Source organism: Streptomyces sp. LZ34 (assembly GCF_053890475.1).
Map to the genome: position 1 here is coordinate 7,211,836 of NZ_CM132680.1, position 25,857 is coordinate 7,237,692.

Consider the following 25,857-nt stretch of genomic DNA (forward strand, 5'->3'; position numbering starts at 1 on the left):
CCCTGACCGCGTGGGCGCCCGGCGCGCTCACCGGCCCGAGATCGGCTGGGCGCGGTTGACGATGACGCCGTTGACGACATTGCGCGGGGCCTCGCCCGACAGCACCCGGTCCAGGCTCTCGATCAACCGCGCCCTGATCGCGTGATACGCCTCGTGGGTGACGCCCGCGGTGTGCGGGTTGAGCAGTACGTCGGACCGGCCGCGCAGCGGGGAGTCGGCGGGCAGCGGCTCCTCGGCGAACACGTCGAGCGCGGCACCCGCCAACTGCCCGCTGTCCAGGGCTCGTACCAGCGCGTCCTCGTCGAGGACCCCGCCGCGCCCGGCGTTGACCACATACGAGCCCCGGTCCATGCGGGCCAGCAGGGCGTCGCCGACGAGGCCGCGGGTGGCGTCGTTCAGCGGCAGGTGCAGGGTCAGCACATCGGAGCGGGAGGCGAGTTCGTCCAGGCTCACGTACTCGCGCTCCGGCTCGGACGGTACGGGGTCATGGACCAGGACGCGGCTGCCGAACGCGTCGAGGCGGCGCGCGACGGCCCGGCCGATGTTGCCGAACCCGGCGATGCCCACCGTCAGCGCGGACAGATCGCGCCCCCGCAGGCCATCGGGGCCCCAGCCGCCCTCGGCGATCCTGGCGTGGCCGGCCGCGTAGTGCCGCACCAGAGACAGCAGCGCGCCGACCGTCCAGTCGGCGACGGCGTCGGTGTTGAACCCGGGGAGGTTGGCGACCGGGATGCCCAACTCGGCGGCGGCGCGGTGGTCGACTCCGTCGAAGCCGACAGCCACGGACTGCACAAGCCGGCACCGCTCCATCCCCGCCAGCAGTTCCGCGGTGATGCGGCGCTCCTTGCCCAGCGGGGCGAGGACGACCGTCGCGTCGGCGAGCGCCTCCCGGTGGTCGTGCGGGTCCTCGTCGGGGCCGATCTCGGTGATGCGCAGGTCCGGGTGGCCGGGAAGCAGCCGCCGCAGCTCGTCGGAGCCCAGGTCATTGAGGTGATACAGCGTCACGAGGTGGTGCTCGGGCATGGCGGGCGGCTCCAGATCATCCAGGGCGTAGGGCGTCCTGGGGCGCTGTGGGAGCGGCCCTGTGGACGCCAAGAGTTTTCGCCACCGGTAAGATCGTGTCAACGGTTAACCGATGACGGTTGCCTGCGAGCGTGCCCCGGGCGGCCCCGAGGCCTACGCCGCGCCCGCTCGCCGCGCGCTCCCGCTTTCCGTACCGCCCGCTCCCGCACCGCCGAGGGAAGGACCCGGACCATGACCGCTCAGCGCACCGTCGTCACCGCTCTGACCACCCCGTTCACCGCGGACGGCGACCTCGACCTGCCCGCGGCCCGCGCCCAGTACGCGTTCGCCGCCCGCACCACCGGACAGCTGCTCGTGGCCGGCACGACCGGTGAGTTCCCCGCCCTCAGCGAGGGCGAGCGCACGCTGCTGACCGAGACCGCCCTGACAGAGGCGGGTGCTGGCGGCGTCATCGCCCACATCGGCGCCCCCGACGCCCACGGCGCCGCCCGGCTGGCCCGCGCGGCCGTGGCGGCCGGCGCCCGCCGCCTGGCCGCGCTGACCCCGTATTTCCTCCCGGCGAGCGCCGACGAGCTCCTGACGTACTACGGCCGCATCCGCGACGCCGCCCCCGCCGCCCAGCTGTACGCGTACCTCTTCCCGGAGCGCAGCGGCCTGACGGTCGACCCGGTCCTCTTCGGCAAGCTGGCCGTCTCCTGCGGCCTGTCCGGCGTCAAGCTGAGCGGCGCCCCCTCCACCGAGGTCGCGGCCTACCGCGCCGAACTCCCCGAGGAGTTCGAGGTCTACTCCGGCAACGACCGCCGCCTCGCCGAGGTCCTCGCCGCGGGCGGCGCCGGTGTCGTCTCCGGCTGCTCGGCCGCCTTCCCCGAACCCTTCCTCGCCCTGGCCGAGGCCCTGGCCTCCGGCCCCTCCGCCGACCTGCCCGCCCTCCAGGCCCGCGTCGACCGCACCGTCGACCTCCTCGGCCCCGGCATCGGCCGCATCAAACACGCCCAGCGCACCCGCGGCCTCCCCTCCGGCACCTCCCGCATGACCGTCGCCGACCCGGACCCGGAGACGGCCGCGGTGATCGAGGCGCTGGGGCGGGAGCTTCTGGGCTGATGGGCTGAGGCGGGGCTCGCCGCAGACTGTGTCGCCACATCCCTGAAGGGGCCGCACACTCCTCTGACCTGCGGCGCGCCCGTCACTCGACGTTCGGCGAGCACGCTCGGGCTTCGCTGCGAGAGGTCACCTTGGCGGCGGGATCCGGGGTGCTGTGTCGAGTGAACGCCCACAGCGCGAGCCCGAGGCAGCTGAACGCGGCACCCAGTGCGCACACCGCACCCCAGCCGGCCACCGTGTAGAGGGAGGTCGCGGCGATGGCGCCGGTGGCGCTGCCGATCGAGTAGAAGACCATGTATCCGCCGATCAGCCGGCTGCCCGCGTCCGGGTGCAGCGCGTAGATCAGGGTCTGGTTGGTGACATGGACCGCCTGCACGGCAAGGTCGAGGAGGATCACCCCGACGGCCAGGGCCCAGAGCGAGCTGCGGGTGAAGGCCAAGGGCAGCCACGAGGTGGCGAGCAGCGCCAGGGCGATGCCGGTGGTCCGCCGGGAGAGTCCGCGGTCGTTCAGGCGGCCCGCCACGGTCGCGGCCAGGGCGCCGGCGACGCCGATCAGCCCCAGTGCCCCGATCGCGCTGTGGGGCAGGAAGTACGGGGCCTCGCTGAGCGGCAGCGCGACGCTGCTCCACAGGGTGCTGAAGGCGGCGAAGATGAGCAGACCGAACAGGGCCCGGAGCCGCAGCAGCCGTTCCCGTGCGAACAGGGTGATCGTGGAGCGCAGGAGCTGTCCGTAGCGCAGGGGTGTCGGCGGAGCGTCACTGTGGCGCGGCAGCACTCGGTACAGGACCAGGGCGAGCAGAGCGGTGAGCGACGCCGAGGCGAGGTAGACGGAGCGCCAGCCCGCGAGATCGGCCATGAGGCCGGATGCGGTGCGGGCGAGCAGGATTCCGGTGACCACGCCGCTGGTGACCAGACCGACGATCCGTCCGCGCCCGGCGGGAGGGGCCAGCGATGCCGCGAAGGCCACCAGCGTCTGCGTGACGACCGCGAGAAGCCCCGTCGCGGCCATGCCCGCGAGCAGGATCGCCGCCTTGTGTGCGGCGGCTACCACGGCCAGCGCCATCACCAGGAGCAGCAATTGGGCCACGATGAGCCGTCTGCGGTCGGCCACGTCGCCCAGCGGTACGAGGAAGAAGAGTCCCAGCCCGTATCCGACATGCGTGAGGGTGACCACGCTGCCGACAAGTGCCGGGCTCATGGCGAGGTCGTGACCCATGGTCACCAGGAGCGGCTGGGAGAAGTAGACGTTGGCCACCGCGGCCCCGCAGGCGACGGCGAACAGTATGACGACGCCACGGGAGAGGACGAACGCGGAGCCTTCCCCGTTTCGGGCCTCGGTCCGTGGTGTCACAGCCTCGCCGTTGCCGGGCATCAGCACTCCTCCGCATATCTGGTTTCATCTTGCTACCAATGGCGACGGCGACGGTAGCCCTTTTGGTAGCATGTTGCAACCGTGCGAGAGTGAGGGACGCCATGGTGGCCAGGACGCGCTTCGACGACAGCGAATGTCCCGTCGCCCGGTCGGTGGACGCGATCGGCGACTGGTGGTCCCTGCTGATCGTGCGGGACGCCTTCGACGGAAGTCGGCGCTTCGGGGAGTTCCAGCGCAGCCTCGGCGTGGCGAAGAACATCCTCACCGCGCGTCTGCGCACCCTGGTCGCCGGAGGTGTCCTCGAATCCGTCCCCGCCTCGGACGGCAGCGCCTACCGCGAGTACGTACTGACTCCGAAGGGCAAGGCGCTCTTCCCCGTCATCGTGGCACTGCGGCAGTGGGGCGAACAGAACTTCTTCGCCCCCGGCGAACCACACTCACAGTTGGTCGACCGCCGACAGGGACATCGTCTCCGCCCACTGGAAGTGCTGTCCGCGGACGGGCGACGGCTGGACCCCGACGACACCACCGTCCAGAAGATCTCCACCCAGTGATCTGAGCCGGAGACCCGGTGCTCACCGCTCGGAAGGGCTGACGGCCCACACGTCCTCAGCCGGTGCCCGATCGCCTGCGGTGCGGGGCCGGGCACCGTTGCCGCTGCGAGATCGAGGCGGGCGGCCGGGCTGAGGGCCCGTTGTCGCGACCGGTGAGGCGGAACCGACGGTGGTCAGCCGGTCTTGGAGAGCAGGTGCGGTGCGCACGCCTTGACCGCGTCCATCAGTTGCTTCTTCGAGGGGTTCACCATCGCCCGCCCCGCCACCGTCACGGTCGGCACGGTCTCGTTCCCGTCCGCGACCGAGCGGACGAACGCAGCCGCCTCGGGGTCCTTCCAGATGTCGACCTTGGTGTACCGCAGCCGCGTGAAGCGCAGCCGGAGGAGCAGCTTCATGCAGTACGTGCACATGGGGCGCCAGTGGACGACCACGCCGTCCTGGTCCTCGACCACTGATCTCCCTCTCCGCCGGATCGGCCGGAAGGCCGTGGAGGCGAGTGTGCCAGGCCGCCGACCTCAGGAGCGTTGCAGGGAGGAGAGGCCCCACAATTCCGCGATGCGCCCGTCGCGCACGCGGAAGATCTCCAGCATGGTCGCCGGCTGTTGTCCGGGCACACCGCGCACGCTCGTGCGGACGGCGGCCTTGTCCCCCTCGACGACCATGTCCTCGACGACGACCTGGGCGTCGGGGAACGCCTCGTGGAATCGCTGCCACGCCCGCGTCACGCTCTCGTGCCCGGTGGCGTCCAGCGGGTGGCTGTAGAAGTCCACCGCGAAGATCTCCTGTGCCGCGGCATGGTCGTGGGCGTTGAACGCCGCGTACATGCGCCGGGCCACGGCCCGCACATCCTCCGTCATGGGTTCTCCAGCTCGGTCACGTTCGTGCGGATGCGCCGTAGGGCACCGAGCACGATCTCCTGCCCTTGTGTGGTGACGCCGTCGAGCAGCCGCTCCTGGTACGCCTGGTGCGCTCGCTCCAAGTCCGCGGCTGCCCGCTCGCCGGCGGGCGTCAGTGCGGCCAGGGTGTAGCGGTTGTCCGCCGGATCGAGGCGGCGGCCGGCCAGCCCCTCGGCTTCCAGCTCCTTGACGAGCCGGGTCACGCTGGCGCCATCGATGCCCAGCGCCTGCCGCAGGTCGCTGTGGCTGGTCTCCCCCTCTCGCCGCAGTCGGATCAGTATCTGCACTCGCTGGGCGCCCATCCCCACATGCCGGGCGAACGCCCGCCGCAGCTGCGCGCAGGCACCGCCGAGCTCCTGGAAGAACCTGTCCTCAGGCGTCTCTTCACGCACGCTCTCTTTATATGCTCAACTCTTGAATAGATCAAGAGATTCGGGTCCCGCGAAAACCAGTGGCACGGCTTGGTGTGTACCAATTAGCTTGCGGGCTCGTGACCGATGGTTCGAAGGCTCAGGGGCTGTTCTCCCGGACGTACGTGGCCGCCACCGCGAGCTTTGCCGCGGTGATGTTCCTGACCGGGTTCGCCGCGCTCGCCGTGGTGCCGACCCTGCCGACGGCGGCCCGGGACCTGGACGGGGTATCCCTGTTTCCCGTGGTCGCGGGGTGTTTCGTGACGGCGAGCCTGTTGGGCGGGGTGCTGGGCGGGCACTGGGCGGACCGGGCCGGGGCGCGCAGGCCGCTGGCGGCGGGGGTGGTGCTCACGGTGGTCACCCTGGTGGTCTCGGGTGCCAGCAGCTCCATCTGGCAGCTCGCGGCCGGGCGTTTCCTGGACGGGCTGGCCGCCGGGATGGTCGCGGTGTCCGTCAATGCCGCCATCGGGCAGGCGTATCCGGAGCGGCTGCGGCCTCGTGCGCTGGCGCTGATGAGTTCCTGCTGGATCATCCCGTCGCTGGTGGGGCCGCCGCTGGCCGGGCTGGTGTCGGAGTGGTGGTCCTGGCGAGCGGTGTTCTTCGGGCTGGCCGCCCTGACCCTGCTGCCCTCGCTCGCGCTGGTGGTCGTGTTGCGCGGCCGTTCCCTGCCGGGCGCCGCGCTGTCGGACGACCACCCGTCGCGCCCGCCGCTGCTGATCGCGACCGTGGTGAGCCTGGGCGCGGCGCTGGGGCAGTACGGGGTGTCGGGCTGGGACGTCCGCCATCTGCTGTTCGCGGCCGGGGGGCTGGGGCTGCTCGTGGTGTTCGCGCCGCGGCTGCTGCCCGTGGGCACCTGGAGTGCCGCCCGGGGCCTGCCGGCGACGGTGTTGTTGCGTGGTCTGTCGTCGGGCACGTACTTCACGGTCGAGGCGCTGGTGCCCCTGATGCTGATCGACGAACGGGGCGCGCCCGCGGTGGTGATCGGCCTGGCGTTCACGGGCGCCGCGGTGGTGTGGGCGGGCGCCTCCTGGGTCCAGGGACGGCTGGAGAACCGGCCCCGGCATCTGTTGGTCGCCGTGGGCGCGTTGGTGATGGCGGTGGCGGTCGGGCTCGCCGTGGCCGGGGCGCTCAGCCGGGGGCCGGTGGTCATCGCCGCGTCATCCATGCTGGTCGCGGCCGTTGGTATGGGCATGCTGGCACCGTCCCTGACCGTGCTGTCCCTCTCGCACAGCCCGTCCGGCCGACTGGGCCGCACCAGCGGTGCGATGCAGACCAGCCAGAACCTCGGTCAGGTCACGGTGATGGCCCTGTCCTTCGCCGTGCTCAACACCTGCGTGGCGACCGGCGCGTCCGCGATGGCCGGTTACGGGGCCGCCTTCGGGCTGCTGCTCGTGCCGACCCTGCTGATCGCCCTGCTCGCCGGGCGCGCCCGTAACGACACGGGAGGCAGAGTGGTCACCGCTGCCACCACCGCCGGTGAGCCGACCTTGGCCGGCAGCGGTTCCGACTGAGCAGGACGGGCAGTGGCTGCGAACGCGCGGGCCTGACGGGCGAGCTGAGGTGCGGCTGCTGTGGGCTCGCGGGCAACGTCGGCTTCGAGTGAGGGCATGACGACGTGTTCGTCGCCTGCGCGTGCTTGGTGCCATCGCATAGCCATGCCCAGTCAGTACCGTGCCATCTGACCCCAACTTCCGCAATGGAGGGCATATGGGCACGGCAGGGCAACAGGGCGGGCCGGCGGACGGGCACTGCCGCACCACCGCATACCGGCATTCGCTGGACAAACGGCGCCTGAGCGCAGCCCACGCCTTGACGTGCGCCACTCCGAACGCAATATTCATCACATGATGAATTACTCTTCCGGTGTCTCCGCCCGAGAGGGAGACGCCGTGAGCGAGGCGCCTGCCGTCCGAGCCGTCGGCCTCACCGTCGTGCGCGGCTCGCGCACTGTCGTGCTCCGCGGCCTGGACTTCACCGTCCCGCGCGGCCAGATCACGGGCCTGCTCGGCCCTTCCGGCTGTGGCAAGTCGACCCTCATGCGCTCGATCGTCGGTACGCAGGCCAAGGTCACCGGCACCCTGGAAGTCCTCGGCCGCCCGGCGGGCGACGCCTCCCTGCGTTCCCGTGTCGGCTACGTCACGCAGAGCCCTTCCGTCTACGACGACTTGACGGTCCGGCAGAATCTCGACTACTTCGCCACCGTCCTGGAACCTGGCCGTGCGGCCGTCGAAGGGCGCCGTGAACGTGTCACCCGCGCCATCGCCGACGTCGACCTCACCTCGCGCAGCGACGTCCTCGCCGGCAATCTCTCCGGCGGCCAGCGCAGCCGCGTGTCCCTGGCGGTGGCCCTGCTCGGCGCCCCCCAACTCGTCGTACTGGACGAGCCCACCGTCGGCCTTGACCCCGTACTCCGCCGCGACCTGTGGACTCTCTTCCACGCCATCTCGGCCGAGCGCGGCGCCACGCTCCTCATCTCCTCACACGTCATGGACGAGGCCGAGCGCTGCCACCGCCTGCTCCTCATGCGCGAAGGTGAAGTCCTCGCCGACGACACCCCCGACGCCCTGCGCGCCCGCACCCACACGGAGACCGTCGAAGCGGCCTTCCTCCACCTTGTTGACCAGGCGGCCGAAGCCGCCGCGGCCCGTGTCCGCTGAGGAGCCCCTCGGAATGAATGCCTCCCGAACCGTCGCCACCGCGGCCCGTGTCCTGCGCCAGCTCCGCCACGACCCGCGGTCCATTGCGCTGATGATCCTCGTTCCGTGCGTGATGCTCTTCCTGCTCCGCTACGTTTTCGACGGCAGCGCGCGGACCTTCGACTCGATCGGCGCTTCGCTGCTCGGCATCTTCCCACTGATCACGATGTTCCTGGTGACCTCCATCGCCACCCTGCGCGAACGCACCTCGGGCACCCTCGAACGTCTCCTCGCCATGCCCCTTGGCAAGGCTGACCTGATCGCCGGGTACGCCCTCGCTTTCGGCGTGCTGGCCGTCGTCCAGTCCACTCTCGCCACCGGCCTTGCCCTGTGGGTCCTCGACCTGGACGTGACGGGCTCCCCCTGGCTCGTGCTCCTCGTGGCCCTGCTCGACGCCCTGCTGGGCACGGCGCTCGGACTCTTCGTCTCGGCCTTCGCGGCCTCCGAGTTCCAGGCGGTCCAGTTCATGCCGGCTGTGATCTTCCCGCAGCTACTCCTGTGCGGTCTCTTCACTCCCCGCCCGCGGATGCATCCGTTCCTCGAAGGCATCTCCGACGTCCTGCCCATGTCGTACGCCGTCGACGGCATGAACGAAGTCCTCAGGCACACCGACGTCACCGCCGATTTCATCCGCGACGTGGCCGTCGTCGCCGCCAGTGCCCTCCTGGTTCTCTCGCTCGGCGCGGCCACTCTCCGCCGCCGCACGGCGTAAGGCCGAGGTCGGCCGGGGCACTCCCCGGGGGTCGCACACCGGTGATGCCTGAATCATGCAAGCGCGCTTGATTGTTTCTTGCTGTGCTGCCACGCTCCCTTCCCGGGACGCACGACAGGGACCCCACACGACGGGAGCGCAGCGTGTCCGAAACGGACGTCGTGCTCGGCGATCTGCTGGCCGAGGGCGAGGAGTTGGACGGCCTGGTGGCCGGGCTCGCGGACGAGGCGTGGGCCGCGCCGACGCCCGCCGAGGGCTGGACCATCGCGCATCAGATCGCCCATCTCACCTGGACCGACGAGCGGGCGGCGCAGGCCGCCACCGACCCGGCGGGGTTCGCGGCCGAGGTGCGGAAGGCCGCCGCCGAGCCGGACAGGTTCGTGGACGAGGCCGCCGAGCTGGGCGCGGCGCAGCCGCCCGCGGAGTTGCTGCGGCGCTGGCGGGAGGGGCGGGAGCGGCTGCGACGGGTGCTGGTCGGGCAGCCGGCCGGGGCGCGGCTGCCGTGGTACGGGCCGTCGATGAGCGTGGCGTCCATGGCCACCGCCCGGCTGATGGAGACCTGGGCGCACGGGCAGGACGTCGCCGACGCGCTGGGCGTGCGCCGCGCGCCCACCGTCCGGCTGCGGCATGTGGCGCGGATCGGCGTGCGGGCGCGGGGCTTCGCGTACGCGGTGCGGGGTCTGGAGCCGCCTGCCGAGGAGTTCCGGGTCGAACTGCGCGCCCCGGACGGGGAGCTGTGGACGTACGGACCCGAGGACGCGCCCCAGCGGGTGACCGGGCCCGCGCTGGACTTCTGCCTGCTGGTCACCCAGCGCGCGCATCGTGCGGATCTGGCGGTACGGGCCGAAGGCCCGGACGCGGACCGGTGGCTGGACATCGCCCAGGCCTTCGCGGGCCCGCCCGGCAAGGGCCGGCCTCCCCGGCCGGGCGAGGGCCGCGCATGACGCCACCCCTGCGCATCGGCAACTGCTCCGGCTTCTACGGCGACCGCTTCGACGCCATGCGCGAGATGCTCACCGGCGGCCCCCTCGACGTGCTGACCGGCGACTACCTCGCCGAGCTGACCATGCTCATCCTCGGCCGGGAGCGCCAGAAGGACCCGACACGCGGCTACGCCGACACCTTCCGCCGCCAGCTCGACGACAACCTCCGGCTCGCAGTGGAGCGCGGCGTGCGGATCGTCAGCAACGCGGGCGGGCTCAACCCGGCCGGGCTCGCCGACGCGATACGTACCGCCGCCGACAAGCAGGACCTCGCCGCCCGCGTCGCCCACGTCACCGGCGACGACCTCCGCACCACCCACGACTGGCCGACCCACACCCTCACCGCCAACGCCTACCTCGGCGGCGCCGGAATCGCCGAGTGCCTCCGTGCAGGCGCCGATGTGGTGGTCACCGGGCGGGTCACCGACGCCGCCCTCGTCACCGGGCCCGCCGCAGCGCACTTCGGGTGGCGGGCGGACGACTGGGACGCGCTCGCCGGGGCGGTGGTGGCCGGGCACATCCTGGAGTGCGGTGCCCAGGCCACCGGCGGCAACTACGCCTTCTTCACCGAGCACGACATGCGCCGCCCCGGCTTCCCGCTGGCCGAGATCCACCCCGACGGCTCATGCGTGATCACCAAACACCCGGGCACCGGCGGCGCGGTGACCGTCTCCACCGTCACCGCCCAGCTCCTCTACGAGACGGCGGGCGCCCGCTACGCCGGGCCCGACGTCACCGCCCGGCTCGACACCGTACGGCTCACCCAGGACGGCCCGGACCGGGTGCGGGTCCACGGGGTGAAGGGGGAGCCGCCCCCGCCGTCGCTGAAGGTGGGCCTCACCCGCATCGGCGGCTGGCGCAACGAGGTCGTCTTCGTGCTCACCGGCCTCGATATCCACCCCAAAGCCACCCTCGTACGCGACCAGATGGAGGCGGCCCTGACCAAGCGCCGCCCCGCCGAGGTGCGCTGGACCCTCGCCCGCACCGACCACCCCGACGCCGACACCGAAGAGGCCGCCAGCGCGCTGCTCCGCCTCACCGTCCGCGACCCGGACCCGGAAAAGATCGGCCGGGCGGTCAGCGGCGCCGCCGTGGAGCTGGCGCTGGCCGGATACCCCGGTTTCCATGTGACCGCCCCGCCCGGCAAGGGCTCCCCGTACGGCGTGTTCGAGGCCGCGTACGTCCCCGCCGCCGACGTCCCGCACACCGCCGTACTCCCCGACGGCACCAGCACGCCCATCCCCCCACCCGCCACCACCACACCCCTCGCCCCCGTCCCCGAACCGCCCCTGCCGCCCCCGCTCCCGCCCGGCCGCCCCACCCGCCGCGCCCCGCTCGGCCTGGTCGCCGGGGCCCGCAGCGGGGACAAGGGCGGAGCCGCGAACGTCGGGGTCTGGGCCCGCACCGACGACGCCTGGCGCTGGCTGGCCCACACCCTCACCTCCGACCGCTTCCGCGCGCTGCTGCCGGAGACGGCCGGCCTGCCCGTCACCCGCCACGCGCTCCCCGCCCTGCGCGCCCTCAACTTCGTGGTCGACGGTCTGCTCGGCGAGGGCGTCGCCGCCCAGGCCCGCTTCGACCCGCAGGCCAAGGCCGTCGGCGAGTGGCTGCGCTCGCGTCACCTCGACATACCGGAGGACCTCCTTTGACCCGGCTCGCCTCCGCCCTGGACCCTCACGGCGCCGACTACACGGCCCATCGCGAGGCGATGCTCACCAAGCTCGCCGAGCTCGAGACCGAGCACGCCAAGGCGCTCGCCGGAGGCGGCGAGAAGTACGTCGCCCGCCACCGCAAGCGCGGCAAGCTCCTGGCCCGCGAGCGCATCGAGCTGCTCCTCGACCCCGACACCCCCTTCCTCGAGCTCTCCCCGCTGGCCGCCTGGGGCAGCGACTACCCCGTCGGCGCCTCGGTCGTCACCGGCATCGGCGTCGTCGCGGGCGTCGAGTGTCTGGTCAGCGCCAACGACCCGACCGTACGGGGCGGGGCCAGCAACCCCTGGACCCTCAAGAAGTCCCTGCGCGCCCACGAGATCGCCCGCGCGAACCGCCTCCCCGTCATCAGCCTCGTCGAGTCCGGCGGCGCCGACCTCCCCAGCCAGAAAGAGATCTTCATCCCTGGCGGCGCCATGTTCCGCGACCTGACACGCCTGTCCGCCGCCGGAATCCCCACCATCGCCGTCGTCTTCGGCAACTCCACCGCCGGAGGCGCGTACATCCCCGGGATGTCCGACCACGTGATCATGGTCAAGGAGCGGTCCAAGGTGTTCCTCGGCGGGCCGCCCCTGGTCAAGATGGCCACCGGCGAGGAGAGCGACGACGAATCCCTCGGCGGCGCCGAGATGCACGCCCGCACCTCCGGCCTCGCCGACTATTTCGCGCTCGACGAGCCCGATGCCATCCGCCAGGCCCGCCGCGTCGTCGCCCGCCTCAACTGGCGCAAGGCGCACCCCGACCCGGGCCCCGCCGAGCCCCCGAAGTACGACCCCGACGAACTGCTCGGCATCGTCCCCGGCGACCTCAAGACGCCCTTCGACCCCCGCGAGGTCATCGCCCGCATCGTCGACGCCTCCGACTTCGACGAGTTCAAGCCGCGTTACGGCCCCAGCCTCGCCACCGGCTGGGCCACCCTCCACGGCTATCCGATCGGGATCCTCGCCAACGCCCAGGGCGTGCTGTTCTCCGCCGAGTCCCAGAAGGCCGCCCAGTTCATCCAGCTCGCCAACCAGCGCGACATCCCGCTCCTCTTCCTCCACAACACCACCGGCTACATGGTGGGCCGCGAGTACGAGCAGAGCGGGATCATCAAACACGGCGCCATGATGATCAACGCGGTCTCCAACTCCCGCGTCCCCCACCTCTCCGTCCTCATCGGCGCCTCCTATGGCGCCGGCCACTACGGCATGTGCGGCCGCGCCTACGACCCCCGCTTCCTCTTCGCCTGGCCCAGCGCCAAGTCGGCCGTCATGGGCCCCCAGCAGCTCGCCGGCGTCCTGTCGATCGTCGCCCGCCAGTCCGCCGCCGCCAAGGGCCAGCCGTACGACGAGGACGCCGACGCCGCCCTCCGCGCCATGGTGGAACAGCAGATCGAGTCCGAATCGCTGCCCCTGTTCCTCTCCGGGCGGCTGTACGACGACGGCGTCATCGACCCCCGCGACACCCGCACCGTCCTCGGCCTGTGCCTCTCCGCGATCCACACCGCCCCGGTCGAGGGCGCGCGCGGCGGCTTCGGCGTCTTCCGGATGTGAGGATTTTCAAACCCGTGATCCGATCCCTCCTCGTCGCCAACCGCGCGGAAATCGCCCGCCGTATCTTCCGCACCTGCCGCGAACTCGGCGTCGCCACCGTCGCCGTCCACTCCGACCCCGACGCCGCCGCGCCCCACGTACGCGAGGCCGACGCGGCCGTACGGCTCCCCGGCGCCGCGCCCGCCGACACCTACCTGCGCGCCGACCTGATCGTCAAGGCAGCCCTCGCGGCCGGCGCCGACGCCGTCCACCCCGGCTACGGCTTCCTCTCCGAGAACGCCGACTTCGCCCGGGCCGTCACCGACGCGGGCCTCACGTGGATCGGGCCGCCGCCCGAGGCGATCGAGGCCATGGCCTCCAAGACCCGCGCCAAAGACCTCATGCGCGCCGCCGGCGTCCCCCTCCTCGCCCCCGTCGACCCCGACCGCGCCACGCCCGACGACCTCCCCCTCCTCGTCAAGGCGGCGGCGGGCGGCGGCGGGCGCGGCATGCGCGTGGTCCACGACCTCGCGGCCCTCCCGGCCGAGCTGACCTCCGCCCGCGCCGAGGCGCTGTCCGCCTTCGGCGACGCGGAGGTCTTCCTCGAGCCGTACGTCGAGGGCGCCCGCCACGTCGAGGTGCAGATCCTCGCCGACGCGCACGGCACGGTGTGGGCGCTGGGCACCCGCGACTGCTCCCTCCAGCGCCGCCACCAAAAGGTCATCGAGGAGGCCCCGGCCCCCGGGCTCCCCGACGAGCTGCGCCGCGCCCTCGACGAGGCGGCGGTCGGCGCGGCCCGCTCGATCGGCTACCGGGGGGCGGGGACGGTGGAGTTCCTGGTGGGGCGGGACGGGCGGCCGTACTTCCTGGAGATGAACACGCGGCTCCAGGTGGAGCACCCGGTGACGGAGTGCGTGTACGGGGTCGACCTGGTGGCGCTGCAACTGCGCGTCGCTGAAGGCGAACCCCTGCCCACGGAGCCGCCCCGGGCCCAGGGCCACGCGGTGGAGGCCCGCCTGTACGCGGAGGACCCGGCGCGGGGGTGGCGCCCGGGGACGGGCACGATGCACCGGCTGGCCGTGGCGGGGGGCCCGGGGCTGCGGGTCGACTCGGGATTGGCCGACGGCGACGACGTCACCATCCACTACGACCCGATGCTCGTCAAGGTCATCGCCTGGGCCCCCACCCGGGCCGAGGCCGTACGCAGGCTCGCACACGCCCTGGAGCGGGCCCGGCTGCACGGGCCGGTCACCAACCGGGAGCTGCTCGTACGCGCCCTTCGCCACCCCGAGTTCCAGGACGCCCGCATGGACACGGGCTTCCTCGAACGGCGCCTCGACGAACTCAGCCCCACCGCCGCCGACGAGACCACCGCCCCCCTCGCCGCCCTCGTCGCCGCCCTGGCCGACGCGGCACAGCGGACCGGGACCGCGACCGCGGCCGGGACCGCGACCGTGGCCGGGCGGCTCGGCGGCTGGCGCAACGTACCGTCGCAGCCTCAGCTCAAGACCTACCGGTCGGCGCCCGATGGCACCGAGCACGAGGTCCGCTACCGCCTGACCCGCGACGGCCTGACGGCCGACGACCACCCGAACACCCGGCTGGTCGACGCCGGCCCCCGGCACGTGGTGCTGGAAGTCGACGGCGTACGGCGCCCGTTCGACGTCGCCGTCTACGGCGAGGACGTCTACGTCGACTCGCCCCTCGGCGCCCACGCCTTCACCGCCCTGCCCCGCTTCCCCGACCCCACCGCCCGTACGGAACCGGGCTCGCTGCTGGCCCCCATGCCGGGCACGGTCGTCCGCCTCGCCGAAGTGGCGGTCGGCGACCGGGTCGAGGCCGGGCAGCCGATCCTGTGGCTGGAGGCCATGAAGATGGAACACCGGGTCACGGCACCCGCCGCCGGTCTGCTCTCCGCCCTGCACGCCACCCCGGGCCGCCAGGTCGAGGTCGGGGCGGTCCTGGCGGTGGTGGTGGCGGAGGGGGACGAGACGCACCGCAACCCAGCGCCCGCACCCGGGAGGAGTCGCACATGAAACCCGACACGACCGCCCTCATAGACGGCCCCGAACGCACCGCCCTCCGCTCCGCCGTGGCGGCCTTCGCCAAGCGCTACGGCAGCGACGGGGGAAACACGGGAAACGTGGGAAACACGGAAGAGCTGTGGGCCGAGGCCGGCAAGCTCGGCTATCTCGGCGTGAACCTGCCCGAGGAGTACGGCGGCGGAGGCGGCGGCATCGCCGAGCTGTCCATCGTGCTGGAGGAGCTGGGCGCGGCCGGCTGCCCGCTGCTCATGCTCGTCGTCTCGCCCGCGATCTGCGGCACGGTGATCGCCCGCTTCGGCACGGAGGAGCAGAAGCGCGCCTGGCTGCCGGGCCTGGCGGACGGCAGCAAGACGATGGCGTTCGGCATCACGGAGCCGGACGCCGGCTCCAACTCGCACCGCATCACGACGACGGCCCGCCGCGCCCCCGGCGGCGGCTGGCTGCTGACCGGCCGGAAGGTGTTCATCTCGGGGGTGGACATCTCGGACGCGACGCTGATCGTGGGCCGCACGGAGGACGCGCGGACGGGCAGGCTCAAGCCGTGTCTGTTCATCGTGGAGCGCGGGGCGCCCGGCTTCTCGTACCACCACATCCCGATGGAGCTCGCGGCGGCGGAGAAGCAGTTCGAGGTGGTGCTCGACGAGGTGCCGCTGCCCGCGGAGTCGCTGGTCGGGGACGAGGACGCGGGGCTGCTGCAACTGTTCGCGGGGCTCAACCCGGAGCGGATCATGACGGCGGCGTTCGCGCTGGGGATGGGCCGGCACGCGCTCGCGAAGGCCGTGGAGTACGCGCGCGTCCGCCAGGTGTGGAAGGAGCCGATCGGCGCGCACCAGGCCGTGGCACATCCGCTCGCGCAGGCCCATATCGAAGTGGAGCTGGCGCGGTTGATGATGGCCAAGGCGGCCCACCTCTACGACGCGGGCGACGACGCGGGCGCGGGGGAGGCGGCGAACATGGCGAAGTACGCGGCGGCGGAGGCGGCGGTGAAGGCGGTCGACCAGGCGGTGCACACGTTGGGCGGGAACGGCCTGACGACGGAGTACGGGCTGGCGAAGCTGATCACGGCCGCGCGGGTGGCGCGGATCGCGCCGGTCAGCCGGGAGATGATCCTCAACTTCGTCTCGCACCAGACGCTCGGGCTGCCCAAGTCGTACTGACGCTGACGGAGCAGGACTTACGGAGGGATCCGACATGGCGTGGCGCAGTGAGTACCCCGATGTCCCGCCCCTGGACCTGCCCATCCACGAGGCCGTACTGGGGCGGGCGAGCGCCGAGTTCGGCGATCTGCCCGCGCTGGTGGACGGGGTGGACGGCACGGCGCTGAGCTACGCCGAGCTGGACCGCGCCACGCGGCGGTTCGCGGCGGCGCTCGCCGAGGCGGGGGTGTGCCAGGGGGATGTGGTGGCGCTGCACAGCCCCAACTCGGTGCTGTATCCGGTGGTGCTGTACGGCGTGACGCGCGTGGGCGCGGCGGTGACCACGGTGCATCCGCTGGCGACCGCGGACGAGTTCGCGGCGCAGCTGCGCGATGCGAAGGCGGAGTGGATCGTCACCACCTCGGCGCTGCTGGGCGTGGCCCGGCGCGCCGGGGAGCGGGCGGGCGGGGTGCGCGAGGTGTTCGTGTGCGACAGCGTGGAGGGGCCCTGGCCCCGGCACAGGTCGGTGCCGGAGATGCTGGAGTGCACGGCGCCCGAGCCGGTGGTGGAGATCGACCCGGGCGAGGACATCGCGGTGCTGCCGTACTCGTCGGGGACGACGGGGACCCCGAAGGGCGTGATGCTGACGCATCGCAACCTGGCCACGAATCTGACGCAGCTGCATCCGGTGGTGCCGACGGGGCCCGAGGACCGGATCCTGGCGGTGCTGCCGTTCTTTCACATCTACGGTTTGACGGCGTTGGTGAACGCGCCGCTGCGGGAGGGCGCGACGGTGATCGTGCTGCCGCGCTTCGATGTGGAGCGGTTTCTCGCGGCGATCGAGGAGCACCGGGTGACCGCGCTGTATGTGGCGCCGCCGATCGTGCTGGCGCTCGCCAAACACCCGGCGGTCGCCGGATACGACCTGTCGTCGCTGCGGTACGTGATGAGCGCGGCGGCGCCGCTGGACGCCGGCCTTGCCCAGGCGTGCGCGCGGCGGCTGGGGATTCCGCCGCTGCTCCAGGCGTTCGGGATGACGGAGCTGTCGCCGGGCTGCCACATGGTGCCGCGCCATGCGCGGGACGTGCCGCCGGGCACGGTCGGCAAGCTGTTGCCGAGCACCGAGATGCGCATCGTGGAGACGGCGGGGGCGCGGCGGGACCTGGGGGTCGGGGAGGACGGCGAGATCCTGATCCGGGGGCCGCAGGTGATGAAGGGGTATCTGGGCCGGGCGGCGGAGTCGGACGCGATGGTCGACGCGGAGGGCTGGCTGCGCACCGGCGACGTCGGGCATGTGGACGCCGACGGCTGGCTGTATGTGGTGGACCGGGTCAAGGAACTGATCAAGTACAAGGGGTACCAGGTCGCCCCCGCCGAACTGGAGGCCGTGCTGCTCACCCACGAGGCGATCGTGGACGCGGCGGTGGTCGGGGTCCCCGACGCGGACGGCAACGAGATCCCCAAGGCGTATGTGGTGCTCAGGCCCGGGGCCGAGCTGCCGGCGGAGGAAGTGATCGATTACGTTGCCGGGCGGGTGGCCCCGTACAAGAAGGTGCGCCGTGTGGAGTTCACGGACGCCGTGCCGCGCGCGGCCACAGGCAAGATCCTCAGGCGTGAGCTGCGCGCCAGGGAAGGGAGTACGACGGCCTCATGACGGACGCGCCACCACCTCAGCCACCACCTCAGGCAGCGGCTCAGCCGGCAGCTCAGGCGGCACTTCAGCCCCCGTCTCAGCCGCCTCTGGTACGGCGTGCGTACGCGCGCGGCGTCACCACGCTGACCCTCGACTCGCCGCACAACCGCAACGCGCTCTCCGCGCGGCTGGTCGCCGAGCTGGGCGACGGGCTGGCGGCGGCCGGGCGGCACGCGGGCACGCGGGCGGTGCTGCTGACCCACACCGGCACCACGTTCTGCGCGGGCGCGGACCTGAGCGAGCCGCCCACGCGGTCGGCGGCGCTGAACCTGGTCGCGCTGTTGCGGGCGATCGTGGAGCTGCCGAAGCCGGTGGTGGCCCGGGTGACCGGGCATGTCCGGGCGGGCGGTCTGGGGCTGCTGGGCGCGTGCGACATCGCGGCGGCGGGCGGGGGCGCGAGCTTCGCCTTCACCGAGGCCCGGCTGGGTCTCGCGCCCGCGATGATCTCCATACCGCTGCTGCCCCGGCTGGACCCCCGCGCGGCGGCCCGCTACTACCTGACGGGGGAGCGGTTCGACGCGGCCGAGGCGGCGCGGATCGGCCTGGTGACCCTGGGGGACTCGGCGGGAGACCCGGCCGGAGATGTCGACGAGCTGCTGGCGCCGGTCCTCGACGGGCTGCGGCGCGGCTCTCCGCAGGGGCTCGCCGAGTCCAAGCGGCTGGTCACGGCGGAGGTGCTGGCCGCCTTCGCCCGGGAGACGGACCGGCTGGCGGAGCGGTCCGCGGCGCTGTTCGCCTCCGCCGAGGCCCGCGAGGGCATGACGGCCTTCCTGGAGCGGCGGGATCCGGCGTGGGTGGCGGAGCTCCTGGGCGGCGACGGGGAGGCGCGGTGACCCCGCCGCGTACCCCGCCGCCGCGTACCCCGCCGCGTACCGCGCTGCGCGACCCCAAGCAGGACCGCAGCCGCGCGACCCGCCGGCGGCTGCTGGAGGCCGCCGTCGCCTGCCTGGCCGAGCACGGCTGGGCCCGGTCCACGGTGGCGGTGGTGGCCGAGCGGGCCGGGGTGTCGCGGGGCGCGGCCCAGCATCACTTCCCGACCAGGGAGGACCTGTTCACGGCCGCGGTCCAGCACGTCGCGGAGGAGCGCTCGGCCGCCCTGCGCGCGCTGCTCTCCCAGGAGCGCCCGGCCCAGGCGCAGGCCGTGGTCGGGGAGCTGGTCGACCTGTACACCGGCCCGCTGTTCCGGGCCGCGCTCCAGCTGTGGGTGGTCGCCTCGTACGAGGAGCAGCTCGGCGCGCGCGTGGTCGCCCTGGAGGCGCGGATCGGCCGGGAGACCCACCGGATGGCGGTGGAGCTCCTGGGCGCCGACGAGACCGTGCCGGGCGTACGGGAATCCGTCCAGGGCTTCCTGGACATGGCCCGCGGCCTCGGCCTCGCCAACCTCCTCACCGACGACCGCGCCCGCCGCGACCGGGTCGTGGCGCAGTGGGCGCGGATCCTCGACGACGTGCTGCGCGCGGCGGTCAGCCGGTGATGTCCCCGAAGCCCTCGATGTCGTGCGGGCTGCGCGGGCCGGGGCCGGTGTAGCGGGCGGAGGGGCGTACGAGGCGGCCGGTGCGCTTCTGCTCCAGGATGTGCGCGCTCCACCCGGCGGTGCGGGCACAGGTGAACATGGAGGTGAACATGTGCGCCGGAACCTCCGCGAAGTCCAGGACGATGGCCGCCCAGAACTCGACGTTGGTGGCCAGCACCCGGTCCGGCCGCCGGTTGTGCAGCTCGTCCAGGGCCGCCCGCTCCAGCGCCTCGGCGACCTCGAAGCGCGGCGCGCCCAGCTCCTTGGCGGTGCGCCGCAGCACGCGGGCGCGCGGGTCCTCGGCGCGGTAGACGCGGTGCCCGAAGCCCATGAGCCGCTCGCCGCGGTCGAGGGCCTGCTTGACGTACGCGGTGGCGTCGCCGGTGCGCTCGATCTCCTCGATCATGTGGAGCACGCGGGAGGGCGCGCCGCCGTGCAGCGGGCCCGACATGGCACCGACCGCCCCGGAGAGCGCGGCGGCGACGTCGGCGCCGGTGGAGGCGATGACGCGGGCGGTGAAGGTGGAGGCGTTCATGCCGTGCTCGGCGGCCGAGGTCCAGTAGGCGTCGACGGCGGCGATGTGCTTGGGGTCGGGCTCGCCGCGCCAGCGCCGCATGAAGCGCTCCACGACGGTCTCCGCCTTGTCGATCTCCCGCTGCGGGACCATCGGCAGGCCCTGGCCGCGGGCCGACTGGGCGACGTACGACAGCGCCATCACGGCGGCGCGCGCCAGGTCCTCGCGGGCCCGCGCCTCGTCGATGTCCAGGAGCGGGGTGAGGCCCCAGACGGGCGCGAGCATGGCCAGCGCGGACTGCACATCGACGCGGATGTCACCGGAGTGGACCGGGATGGGGAACGGCTCGGCGGCGGGCAGACCGGGGTTGAACGCGCCGTCGACCAGCAGGCCCCACACGTTCCCGAAGGAGACATGGCCCACCAGGTCCTCGATGTCCACGCCTCGGTAGCGGAGCGCGCCGCCCGCCTTGTCGGGTTCGGCGATCTCCGTCTCGAACGCGATGACTCCTTCGAGTCCGGGTACGAAGTCGGACATCAGGCGGCTCCTCGTGATGTGGTCGACGGTGGACGAGCGGCGGGTGGGGACTCGGACCGTACGGCGGAAACTGATGCGGATCCCGGTACTGGGTGGCCCGGGATGTCGTGGGGGCTCTCGGTGCCGGGACGGCTCCACGGCCGCGCGCGGCTCGCGGTCCGTACCGGTCACCCCGGTGATGCCCCGTGCGGGCGGGTGTCATCCGGCCGCGCCGCGTACGCGACCGTACGCGCCCGGCGGGCGGATGGCCTGCCACAGTCTGGTCTCTGAGGTACCCCCGGGGAAGCGTGAGAAGCGGCACACCCCGCGCCACCCACGGAAAGGGTTACGGCGCGGCCGGAAGAGGGCAAAGTAGGGAGGCGGATCGCCCGTTCGGGGCAGTAGCCGAGGCGCGGCGTTGATGTTGCAAGATATGCGCGTGCCTCACGTTGACCCGCAATTCTCGGCGCGTCCGGCCGCGCGCACCTATGACCCGGCCGCCATGCGCGAGCACTACCGCGCCGAGGGGATCGCCGAGCGCGATCTCGCGGCCGACCCGTACGGGCAGTTCACGCGGTGGTTCGAGCAGGCCGTGGCGAGCGGTCTGTTCGAGCCCAACGCGATGGTGGTCTCGACGGCGGACGCCGCCGGGCGGCCCAGCTCCCGCACGGTGCTGATGAAGAGCTTCGACACGCGCGGATTCGTCTTCTACACCAACTACAAGTCCCGCAAGGGCCGTGAGCTCGCCGAGAACCCGTACGTCTCGCTGCTCTTCCCCTGGCACCCGATCGCCCGCCAGGTCATGATCACGGGCACGGCGCGGCGGACCGGCCGGGACGAGACGGCGGCGTACTTCAGGACCCGGCCGCACGGGTCGCAGCTGGGGGCGTGGGCGAGCGCGCAGTCCTCGGTGGTGGGCTCGCGGGAGGAGCTGGACCGGGCGTACGGGGAGCTGGCGGACCGCTATCCGCCGGGGGAGCAGGTGCCGGTGCCGCCGGAGTGGGGCGGCTTCCGCGTGGTGCCGGACGCGGTGGAGTTCTGGCAGGGGCGGGAGAACCGGCTGCACGACCGGCTGCGGTACGTCCCGGGCCCGGGCGGCGAGGGCTGGCGGATCGAGCGCCTGAGCCCGTAGCGGGCTGTGGGGGGCTGCGTATTGGGGGAAAAACGCAGGGCGGGCGGGGCGGGGGAAACGCAGACGACCCGCGGGTCTTTCCCTGCGCCGTGAGGCGAGGGAGCCGGTCGGACGTACCGGCGACCCGCGGGTCGGGTGACTGCTTGGGATTGGCCGGCTGCGCACCTGCTTCAGTGCGCCTGTCCGGCGAATGCGCTGAGCGCGACGACGGACTACTAGCCCGCAGTCACCTCACGCGTCCGGATTTGATACATCGGCCGAACCACCTCCCTTCTCGTGTGCTCCACAGCCTAAGAACCGGTTTGCCGCGCCACAAGTGAATTTCCGGGTCGCAACGATTTAGCGGAATCCGGTGTGGCGCGTGTCACGTTCGAGTTGAATGTCACGGCGTGCACCACCGCACGCGGCCGTGGCTGTCAGGTCAACCAGGGGGTGCCCGGTGAGCGCTTCGCGACGTTCCGAGCCCGCACAGCCGGCTCGTGCCGTGCCATCCGCTCCGGCGCCGCCGCGGGCCGCCGAGGACGAGCCGCCGGGGGCCGCGGCAGACCCGGAGGACGACTCGGGGCTGCTCGCCGCGCTGCTGGACGGCATGGACGCGGCCCTGTGCGCCTTCGACGCCCAGGGCACCGTCACCCACTGGAACCGCGAGGCCGAGCGCATCCTCGGCTGGTCGGCGCGGGAGGCCGTCGGCCGCAAGGGGTTCGCGGGGTGGGCGGTGCGGGCGGCGGACGCGCGCGAGGTGGAGGCGCGGCTGATGGCGGCGATGGACGCCCCGGGGCGCCAGGTGCACGAGTTCGCGCTGCTGACCAAGGACGGCGGCCGGGTCCTGGTGCGCACCCAGTCCTCGGCGGTGCCGCGGGCGGACGGGCGGCCGGGCGGGGTGTACTGCGCGTTCAGCGAGGTGCATACGCAGATCGACCTGGAGCGGTCGATAGCGCTCAGCGAGGCGCTGCTCGACGACGCCTCGTGGAACGTGGTCCTGGTCGACGCCGATCTGCGCCCCGCGGTCGTGAACAAGAACGCGGCGCGCGCGCTGCGCACGGGCCGTACGGCGGCGCTGGGGCGGCCGCTGGGGGAGCTGCTCGACCAGGGCCTGGAGGAGCTCGAGTGCGCGCTCCAGCACGTCCTGGCGGAGGGCGCGCCCCCGGCGCCCACGGAGCTGTGGGTGAGCCTGCGGGAGGCCGGTGAGGGCCTCAGAGGTCTACGGGGCGGCGGAGGCGGAGCCGTCGGCGGGGCCGGTGACGGCGGCGCCCCCGCGCGGCGCTGCTGGCGCAGCGGCTTTCTGCGGCTGGCCTCGCCGCTGGCGGAGGAGCCGGTGCCGCTCGGCGTGGCCTGGATCTTCCAGGACGTGACGGAGCTCAAGCGCCACGAGATGGACGGCTCACGGCTGCGCTTCCGCGGCAATCAGCTGCACCGCGCGGCGCGGGCGGCGGCCGAGTGCGAGGACCCGGCCGAGGCGGCCACCGTCCATCTGGACTTCGCGCTCGCGGGCTTCGCCGACCACGCCCTGATCGACCTGGTCCTGGACGCCCCGCAGGCCCACCGGCCCGGCAGCCCCGACCCGGACCGGGTCCGCCTGGTGCGGGCGGCGGCGACGCCGAGCGGCGCCCCGGGCCCCTGCCCGGCGATCGTCGCGGGAGGCATTCCGCTGGCCTATACGGAGAGCCATCCGGCGCTCCAGGCAGCCGAGCGCTGCGGCTCGGTGCGGGTCAGCGCGCCCCGCGCGGAGGAGGCGGCCGCCACCGGGTGGGCGGCGGCCCGCAAGTGGCCCGACGGCACGGTCCACGGCCTGTGCGCGGTGCTCCGCAGCCGCGGCCGCACCCTCGGCGTGATCACCTTCCTGCGCTGCTCCGGCCGCCGCCCCTTCGACCGTGCGGACGCCGCGTACGCCGAGGACGTCTGCGCCCGCGTCGCGGCCGCCCTCGACCTCGCGCAGCAGCTGGGCTAGGCCGGACAGGGCCTAGCGCGGCCTGGCGCCTCCGGCCGTCCGGTGCTCAGCGCTGGTAGAAGATCCGGTCGCCGTACTCGGCCATGACCCGCCCGTTCCAGTCGTGGCCCCCGTCCACGTTGCCCGAGCGCAGCATCGGCGGGTCGATGCCGCGCGCGGCCAGCTCGCCCGCCGCCGTGGCCATCACGGCCTGCATCAGGGCGGAGGTGACGACCGTGGAGGCGGGGGCGAAGGGGGCCCCGACGCCGTCGGCGGTCAGCTCGGCGTCACCGACCGGGATCTTGCTGTCGAGGACCAGGTCGCAGTGGTCCTTCAGGAAGTCTCCGGAGCGGTGCCGCGAGGTGGTGGCGGTGGTGTACGCGACGGAGGTCACGCCGATCACCTTGAGGCCGAGCGCCCGCGCGGACATGGCCATCTCCACGGGCAGCGGGTTGCGCCCGGACAGCGAGATGATGAAGAGCAGGTCGCCCGCCCGCGCCGGGCTGTTGTCCAGGACGACGCCGGCCAGCCCGTCGACGCGCTCCAGGGCGCTGCCGAGCGTGGCGGGCATCACGTCCACGCCGACCATCCCCGGCACCGGGAGCAGGTTCATCAGGGCCAGGCCGCCCGCGCGGTAGACGACGTCCTGGGCGGGCAGCGAGGAGTGGCCGGCGCCGAAGGCGAAGAGGCGGCCGCCCGCGGCGACGGTCTCGGCGACCAGGGCGCCCGCCGCGCCGATGGCCTCGGCCTCCTCGTCGCGTACCCGCCGCAGCAGGCCGATGGCGGCGTCGAAGTACTGCCCGGCCAGCTTGCTCTCGCTCATCCCCGAGTGACCCTTCCCGTTGGTGTGGGTTGCCGCGGTCGGTGCCGCGTGGCGCGGATCACGTTGGGCCGTCGGTCAGGGCGCTGTCAATACTGGGTCGATTCCGAACTGCTCCAATGGGCACAGTGCCGCCGGACTCGACCCCGTTGTCGGCGGGATGCGTCAGAATTGGGGTCAGGGCCACCGCACGACACACTCGAGGGGCACGCATGTCCGGACTGATCGACACTACGGAGATGTATCTCCGCACCATCCTCGAGCTGGAGGAGGAGGGTGTCGTCCCGATGCGCGCCCGTATCGCGGAGCGACTCGACCAAAGCGGCCCGACGGTCAGCCAGACCGTGGCGCGCATGGAGCGGGACGGCCTGGTGAGGGTCGCCGGCGACCGTCACCTGGAGCTCACGGAGGAGGGCCGCCGCCTGGCGACCCGCGTGATGCGCAAGCACCGGCTCGCGGAGTGTCTGCTGGTCGACGTGATCGGGCTGGAGTGGGAGCAGGTCCACGCCGAGGCCTGTCGCTGGGAGCATGTGATGAGCGAGGCGGTGGAGCGGCGGGTGCTGGAGCTGCTGCGCCACCCCACCGAGTCGCCGTACGGGAACCCGATCCCGGGCCTGGAGGAGCTGGGCGAGAAGGCGGAGGTCGACCCGTTCCTGGACGACAGCATGGTGAGCCTGCGCGAGCTGGAGCCGGGGAGCGAGGGCAAGACGGTGGTCGTGCGCCGGATCGGCGAGCCGATCCAGATGGACGCCCAGCTGATGTACACGCTGCGCCGGGCGGGGGTGCAGCCGGGCTCGGTGGTGAGCGTGACGGAGTCGCCCGGCGGCGTGCTGGTGGGCAGCAGCGGCGAGGCCGCCGAGCTGGACGCGGAGATCGCCTCCCACGTCTTCGTCGCCAAGCGCTGAGCGCCGCGCCCCGGCCGGGCAGCCGGGCACGCCCCTTTCGCGCCCGGACCCGGCCGCACGCCCCCGCAACACGGCCCCGAAGCACCGCCTCGGGGCGCCGAAACACCGCCCCGAAACACCGCTTTCGCCCGCGTCACCTCCCGCGTCACCCCCGTGACACGCTGACCGAATCGACCGGTTCGGCGGTCGTGACCTGCGGCGGGGTCTTTTCCTGAGGTTTTCCCGATACCGGAGTTGGTGGAATCCGAGCGGTCGGGCCCGCCGCGTGCGACTCTGTCGCTGAGGCATATATGCACGAGCGCGCTCGTGCGCCGAGAGGTGTGCAGGGACCTGGGGCTGGGGCATTCGAGGTCTGCTCGTGTGCTTCCCCGGGTCGGGGGGAGGGGGCTCATGGGCCTGACGGGCGATGCCGCCCTGCGGGCGATCGGCAGCGAGGAGAGCGAGGGCCCCGGCGCCTTGAGTCGCCGGGGCCCTGCTTCCCCATGTCCCCCCTCTGGGCCTCCGGCCGTACGGCCCGCTGTGACGCGGCCCGTACGGCCGGAGGCCCTGTCGACCCGGAGCCCCGAGCTCCCAGGGTCGGCCCCCGCGGACTTCCTTCCCCGAGCAGTCCGCCTCCCGCTAGCTGTCTCCCCTCGGTGTGGACGATCAACCCCCTGGCACGGTCACTCAAACGAGGGGTGTTGCCC

The 25,857-nt window shown here is 73.0% G+C and carries 23 protein-coding genes; 16 read left to right on the forward strand and 7 right to left on the reverse strand.

The annotated features are described in order from the left end of the window. Positions 1-27 precede the first annotated feature (27 nt). Entirely contained in the window at positions 28-1,023 is a 996-nt protein-coding gene (locus ACWY4P_RS29860; RefSeq protein WP_456203504.1) for a 2-hydroxyacid dehydrogenase, read from the reverse strand. Positions 1,024-1,254: 231 nt separating this feature from the next. On the opposite strand from ACWY4P_RS29860, the gene ACWY4P_RS29865 reads away from it, so the two are divergent. Next, a complete protein-coding gene (locus tag ACWY4P_RS29865; RefSeq protein WP_456203506.1) occupies positions 1,255-2,124 on the forward strand; it encodes a dihydrodipicolinate synthase family protein in 870 nt (289 codons plus the stop codon). A gap of 82 nt (positions 2,125-2,206) precedes the next feature. Here the strand turns inward: ACWY4P_RS29865 and ACWY4P_RS29870 are convergent, their stop codons facing one another. Beyond that, positions 2,207-3,496 carry an MFS transporter gene (locus ACWY4P_RS29870; RefSeq protein ID WP_456203508.1) on the reverse strand — a complete coding sequence of 430 codons (1,290 nt, stop codon included), beginning with the start codon at positions 3,494-3,496 and terminating at the stop codon, positions 2,207-2,209. 101 nt (positions 3,497-3,597) lie between these two features. On the opposite strand from ACWY4P_RS29870, the gene ACWY4P_RS29875 reads away from it, so the two are divergent. Beyond that, positions 3,598-4,050, forward strand: coding sequence for a winged helix-turn-helix transcriptional regulator (locus tag ACWY4P_RS29875; protein ID WP_456203510.1), 453 nt, complete (start codon positions 3,598-3,600; stop codon positions 4,048-4,050). Between the two features lie 173 nt (positions 4,051-4,223). Here ACWY4P_RS29875 and ACWY4P_RS29880 read toward each other — a convergent pair whose 3' ends face one another. The 3 genes from ACWY4P_RS29880 to ACWY4P_RS29890 form a co-directional block, all read right to left on the reverse strand. Beyond that, the gene (locus ACWY4P_RS29880; RefSeq protein ID WP_456203512.1) at positions 4,224-4,502 is read right to left on the reverse strand and encodes a glutaredoxin domain-containing protein; all 279 of its coding nucleotides are present in this window, start codon (positions 4,500-4,502) and stop codon (positions 4,224-4,226) included. A gap of 63 nt (positions 4,503-4,565) precedes the next feature. Then, positions 4,566-4,907 carry an ester cyclase gene (locus tag ACWY4P_RS29885; RefSeq protein WP_456203514.1) on the reverse strand — a complete coding sequence of 114 codons (342 nt, stop codon included), beginning with the start codon at positions 4,905-4,907 and terminating at the stop codon, positions 4,566-4,568. Further along, complete coding sequence (locus tag ACWY4P_RS29890; RefSeq protein ID WP_456203516.1) at positions 4,904-5,338, reverse strand: MarR family winged helix-turn-helix transcriptional regulator; 435 nt, start codon at positions 5,336-5,338, stop codon at positions 4,904-4,906. The genes ACWY4P_RS29885 and ACWY4P_RS29890 overlap by 4 nt, the downstream gene beginning before the upstream one ends. A gap of 98 nt (positions 5,339-5,436) precedes the next feature. Here ACWY4P_RS29890 and ACWY4P_RS29895 point away from each other — a divergent pair, with 98 nt between their 5' ends. From ACWY4P_RS29895 to ACWY4P_RS29945, 11 genes are all read left to right on the forward strand, one after another. Continuing rightward, on the forward strand, positions 5,437-6,867 hold the full coding sequence (locus ACWY4P_RS29895; protein ID WP_456203517.1) for an MFS transporter: 1,431 nt from the start codon (positions 5,437-5,439) through the stop codon (positions 6,865-6,867). Between the two features lie 333 nt (positions 6,868-7,200). Then, on the forward strand, positions 7,201-8,013 hold the full coding sequence (locus ACWY4P_RS29900; protein ID WP_456203519.1) for an ABC transporter ATP-binding protein: 813 nt from the start codon (positions 7,201-7,203) through the stop codon (positions 8,011-8,013). Between the two features lie 13 nt (positions 8,014-8,026). Then, positions 8,027-8,764, forward strand: coding sequence for an ABC transporter permease (locus ACWY4P_RS29905; RefSeq protein ID WP_456203521.1), 738 nt, complete (start codon positions 8,027-8,029; stop codon positions 8,762-8,764). Between the two features lie 143 nt (positions 8,765-8,907). Next, complete coding sequence (locus ACWY4P_RS29910; protein ID WP_456203523.1) at positions 8,908-9,708, forward strand: TIGR03084 family metal-binding protein; 801 nt, start codon at positions 8,908-8,910, stop codon at positions 9,706-9,708. Then, a complete protein-coding gene (locus tag ACWY4P_RS29915) occupies positions 9,705-11,396 on the forward strand; it encodes an acyclic terpene utilization AtuA family protein (protein WP_456203525.1) in 1,692 nt (563 codons plus the stop codon). The genes ACWY4P_RS29910 and ACWY4P_RS29915 overlap by 4 nt, the downstream gene beginning before the upstream one ends. Next, positions 11,393-12,991 (forward strand): acyl-CoA carboxylase subunit beta, encoded by a 1,599-nt coding sequence (locus ACWY4P_RS29920; RefSeq protein WP_456203526.1) that lies wholly within the window; start codon positions 11,393-11,395, stop codon positions 12,989-12,991. Before ACWY4P_RS29915 ends, ACWY4P_RS29920 begins: the two co-directional genes overlap by 4 nt. A gap of 14 nt (positions 12,992-13,005) precedes the next feature. Then, positions 13,006-15,006 carry an ATP-binding protein gene (locus tag ACWY4P_RS29925; RefSeq protein ID WP_456203528.1) on the forward strand — a complete coding sequence of 667 codons (2,001 nt, stop codon included), beginning with the start codon at positions 13,006-13,008 and terminating at the stop codon, positions 15,004-15,006. Next, entirely contained in the window at positions 15,003-16,172 is a 1,170-nt protein-coding gene (locus tag ACWY4P_RS29930; protein WP_456203530.1) for an acyl-CoA dehydrogenase family protein, read from the forward strand. Before ACWY4P_RS29925 ends, ACWY4P_RS29930 begins: the two co-directional genes overlap by 4 nt. Positions 16,173-16,206: 34 nt before the next feature. Next, a complete protein-coding gene (locus ACWY4P_RS29935; protein ID WP_456203532.1) occupies positions 16,207-17,805 on the forward strand; it encodes a 4-coumarate--CoA ligase family protein in 1,599 nt (532 codons plus the stop codon). Beyond that, positions 17,802-18,677: an enoyl-CoA hydratase family protein gene (locus tag ACWY4P_RS29940; RefSeq protein WP_456203533.1), complete on the forward strand. Its 876-nt coding sequence runs from the start codon at positions 17,802-17,804 to the stop codon at positions 18,675-18,677. The genes ACWY4P_RS29935 and ACWY4P_RS29940 overlap by 4 nt, the downstream gene beginning before the upstream one ends. Next, a complete protein-coding gene (locus ACWY4P_RS29945) occupies positions 18,674-19,318 on the forward strand; it encodes a TetR/AcrR family transcriptional regulator (protein ID WP_456203535.1) in 645 nt (214 codons plus the stop codon). Before ACWY4P_RS29940 ends, ACWY4P_RS29945 begins: the two co-directional genes overlap by 4 nt. Here the strand turns inward: ACWY4P_RS29945 and ACWY4P_RS29950 are convergent. Continuing rightward, positions 19,308-20,408, reverse strand: coding sequence for a citrate synthase 2 (locus tag ACWY4P_RS29950; protein ID WP_456203537.1), 1,101 nt, complete (start codon positions 20,406-20,408; stop codon positions 19,308-19,310). The genes ACWY4P_RS29945 and ACWY4P_RS29950 overlap by 11 nt on opposite strands. Before the next feature lie 412 nt (positions 20,409-20,820). Here ACWY4P_RS29950 and pdxH point away from each other — a divergent pair, with 412 nt between their 5' ends. Continuing rightward, the gene (pdxH, locus tag ACWY4P_RS29955) at positions 20,821-21,519 is read left to right on the forward strand and encodes a pyridoxamine 5'-phosphate oxidase (protein WP_456203539.1); all 699 of its coding nucleotides are present in this window, start codon (positions 20,821-20,823) and stop codon (positions 21,517-21,519) included. A 439-nt stretch (positions 21,520-21,958) separates the two neighbouring features. Next, complete coding sequence (locus ACWY4P_RS29960) at positions 21,959-23,467, forward strand: PAS domain-containing protein (RefSeq protein ID WP_456203541.1); 1,509 nt, start codon at positions 21,959-21,961, stop codon at positions 23,465-23,467. A 46-nt stretch (positions 23,468-23,513) separates the two neighbouring features. Here the strand turns inward: ACWY4P_RS29960 and ACWY4P_RS29965 are convergent, their stop codons facing one another. Next, positions 23,514-24,269 carry an SIS domain-containing protein gene (locus tag ACWY4P_RS29965; protein ID WP_456203543.1) on the reverse strand — a complete coding sequence of 252 codons (756 nt, stop codon included), beginning with the start codon at positions 24,267-24,269 and terminating at the stop codon, positions 23,514-23,516. 209 nt (positions 24,270-24,478) lie between these two features. Here ACWY4P_RS29965 and ACWY4P_RS29970 point away from each other — a divergent pair, with 209 nt between their 5' ends. Beyond that, a complete protein-coding gene (locus ACWY4P_RS29970) occupies positions 24,479-25,171 on the forward strand; it encodes a metal-dependent transcriptional regulator (protein ID WP_456203545.1) in 693 nt (230 codons plus the stop codon). Positions 25,172-25,857 lie beyond the last annotated feature (686 nt).

Excerpts from the sequence above, each read along its gene's own strand:
- ACWY4P_RS29875 (WP_456203510.1), top strand. The coding sequence starts at position 3,598 with ATGGTGGCCAGGACGCGCTTCGACGACAGCGAATGTCCCGTCGCCCGG.
- ACWY4P_RS29940 (WP_456203533.1), top strand. The coding sequence starts at position 17,802 with ATGACGGACGCGCCACCACCTCAGCCACCACCTCAGGCAGCGGCTCAG.
- ACWY4P_RS29950 (WP_456203537.1), bottom strand. The coding sequence starts at position 20,408 with ATGTCCGACTTCGTACCCGGACTCGAAGGAGTCATCGCGTTCGAGACG.
- ACWY4P_RS29970 (WP_456203545.1), top strand. The coding sequence starts at position 24,479 with ATGTCCGGACTGATCGACACTACGGAGATGTATCTCCGCACCATCCTC.
- ACWY4P_RS29860 (WP_456203504.1), bottom strand. The coding sequence starts at position 1,023 with ATGCCCGAGCACCACCTCGTGACGCTGTATCACCTCAATGACCTGGGC.
- ACWY4P_RS29900 (WP_456203519.1), top strand. The coding sequence starts at position 7,201 with ATGATGAATTACTCTTCCGGTGTCTCCGCCCGAGAGGGAGACGCCGTG.
- ACWY4P_RS29965 (WP_456203543.1), bottom strand. The coding sequence starts at position 24,269 with ATGAGCGAGAGCAAGCTGGCCGGGCAGTACTTCGACGCCGCCATCGGC.
- ACWY4P_RS29935 (WP_456203532.1), top strand. The coding sequence starts at position 16,207 with ATGGCGTGGCGCAGTGAGTACCCCGATGTCCCGCCCCTGGACCTGCCC.
- ACWY4P_RS29870 (WP_456203508.1), bottom strand. The coding sequence starts at position 3,496 with ATGCCCGGCAACGGCGAGGCTGTGACACCACGGACCGAGGCCCGAAAC.
- ACWY4P_RS29915 (WP_456203525.1), top strand. The coding sequence starts at position 9,705 with ATGACGCCACCCCTGCGCATCGGCAACTGCTCCGGCTTCTACGGCGAC.
- pdxH (WP_456203539.1), top strand. The coding sequence starts at position 20,821 with ATGCGCGTGCCTCACGTTGACCCGCAATTCTCGGCGCGTCCGGCCGCG.
- ACWY4P_RS29905 (WP_456203521.1), top strand. The coding sequence starts at position 8,027 with ATGAATGCCTCCCGAACCGTCGCCACCGCGGCCCGTGTCCTGCGCCAG.
- ACWY4P_RS29930 (WP_456203530.1), top strand. The coding sequence starts at position 15,003 with ATGAAACCCGACACGACCGCCCTCATAGACGGCCCCGAACGCACCGCC.
- ACWY4P_RS29865 (WP_456203506.1), top strand. The coding sequence starts at position 1,255 with ATGACCGCTCAGCGCACCGTCGTCACCGCTCTGACCACCCCGTTCACC.
- ACWY4P_RS29885 (WP_456203514.1), bottom strand. The coding sequence starts at position 4,907 with ATGACGGAGGATGTGCGGGCCGTGGCCCGGCGCATGTACGCGGCGTTC.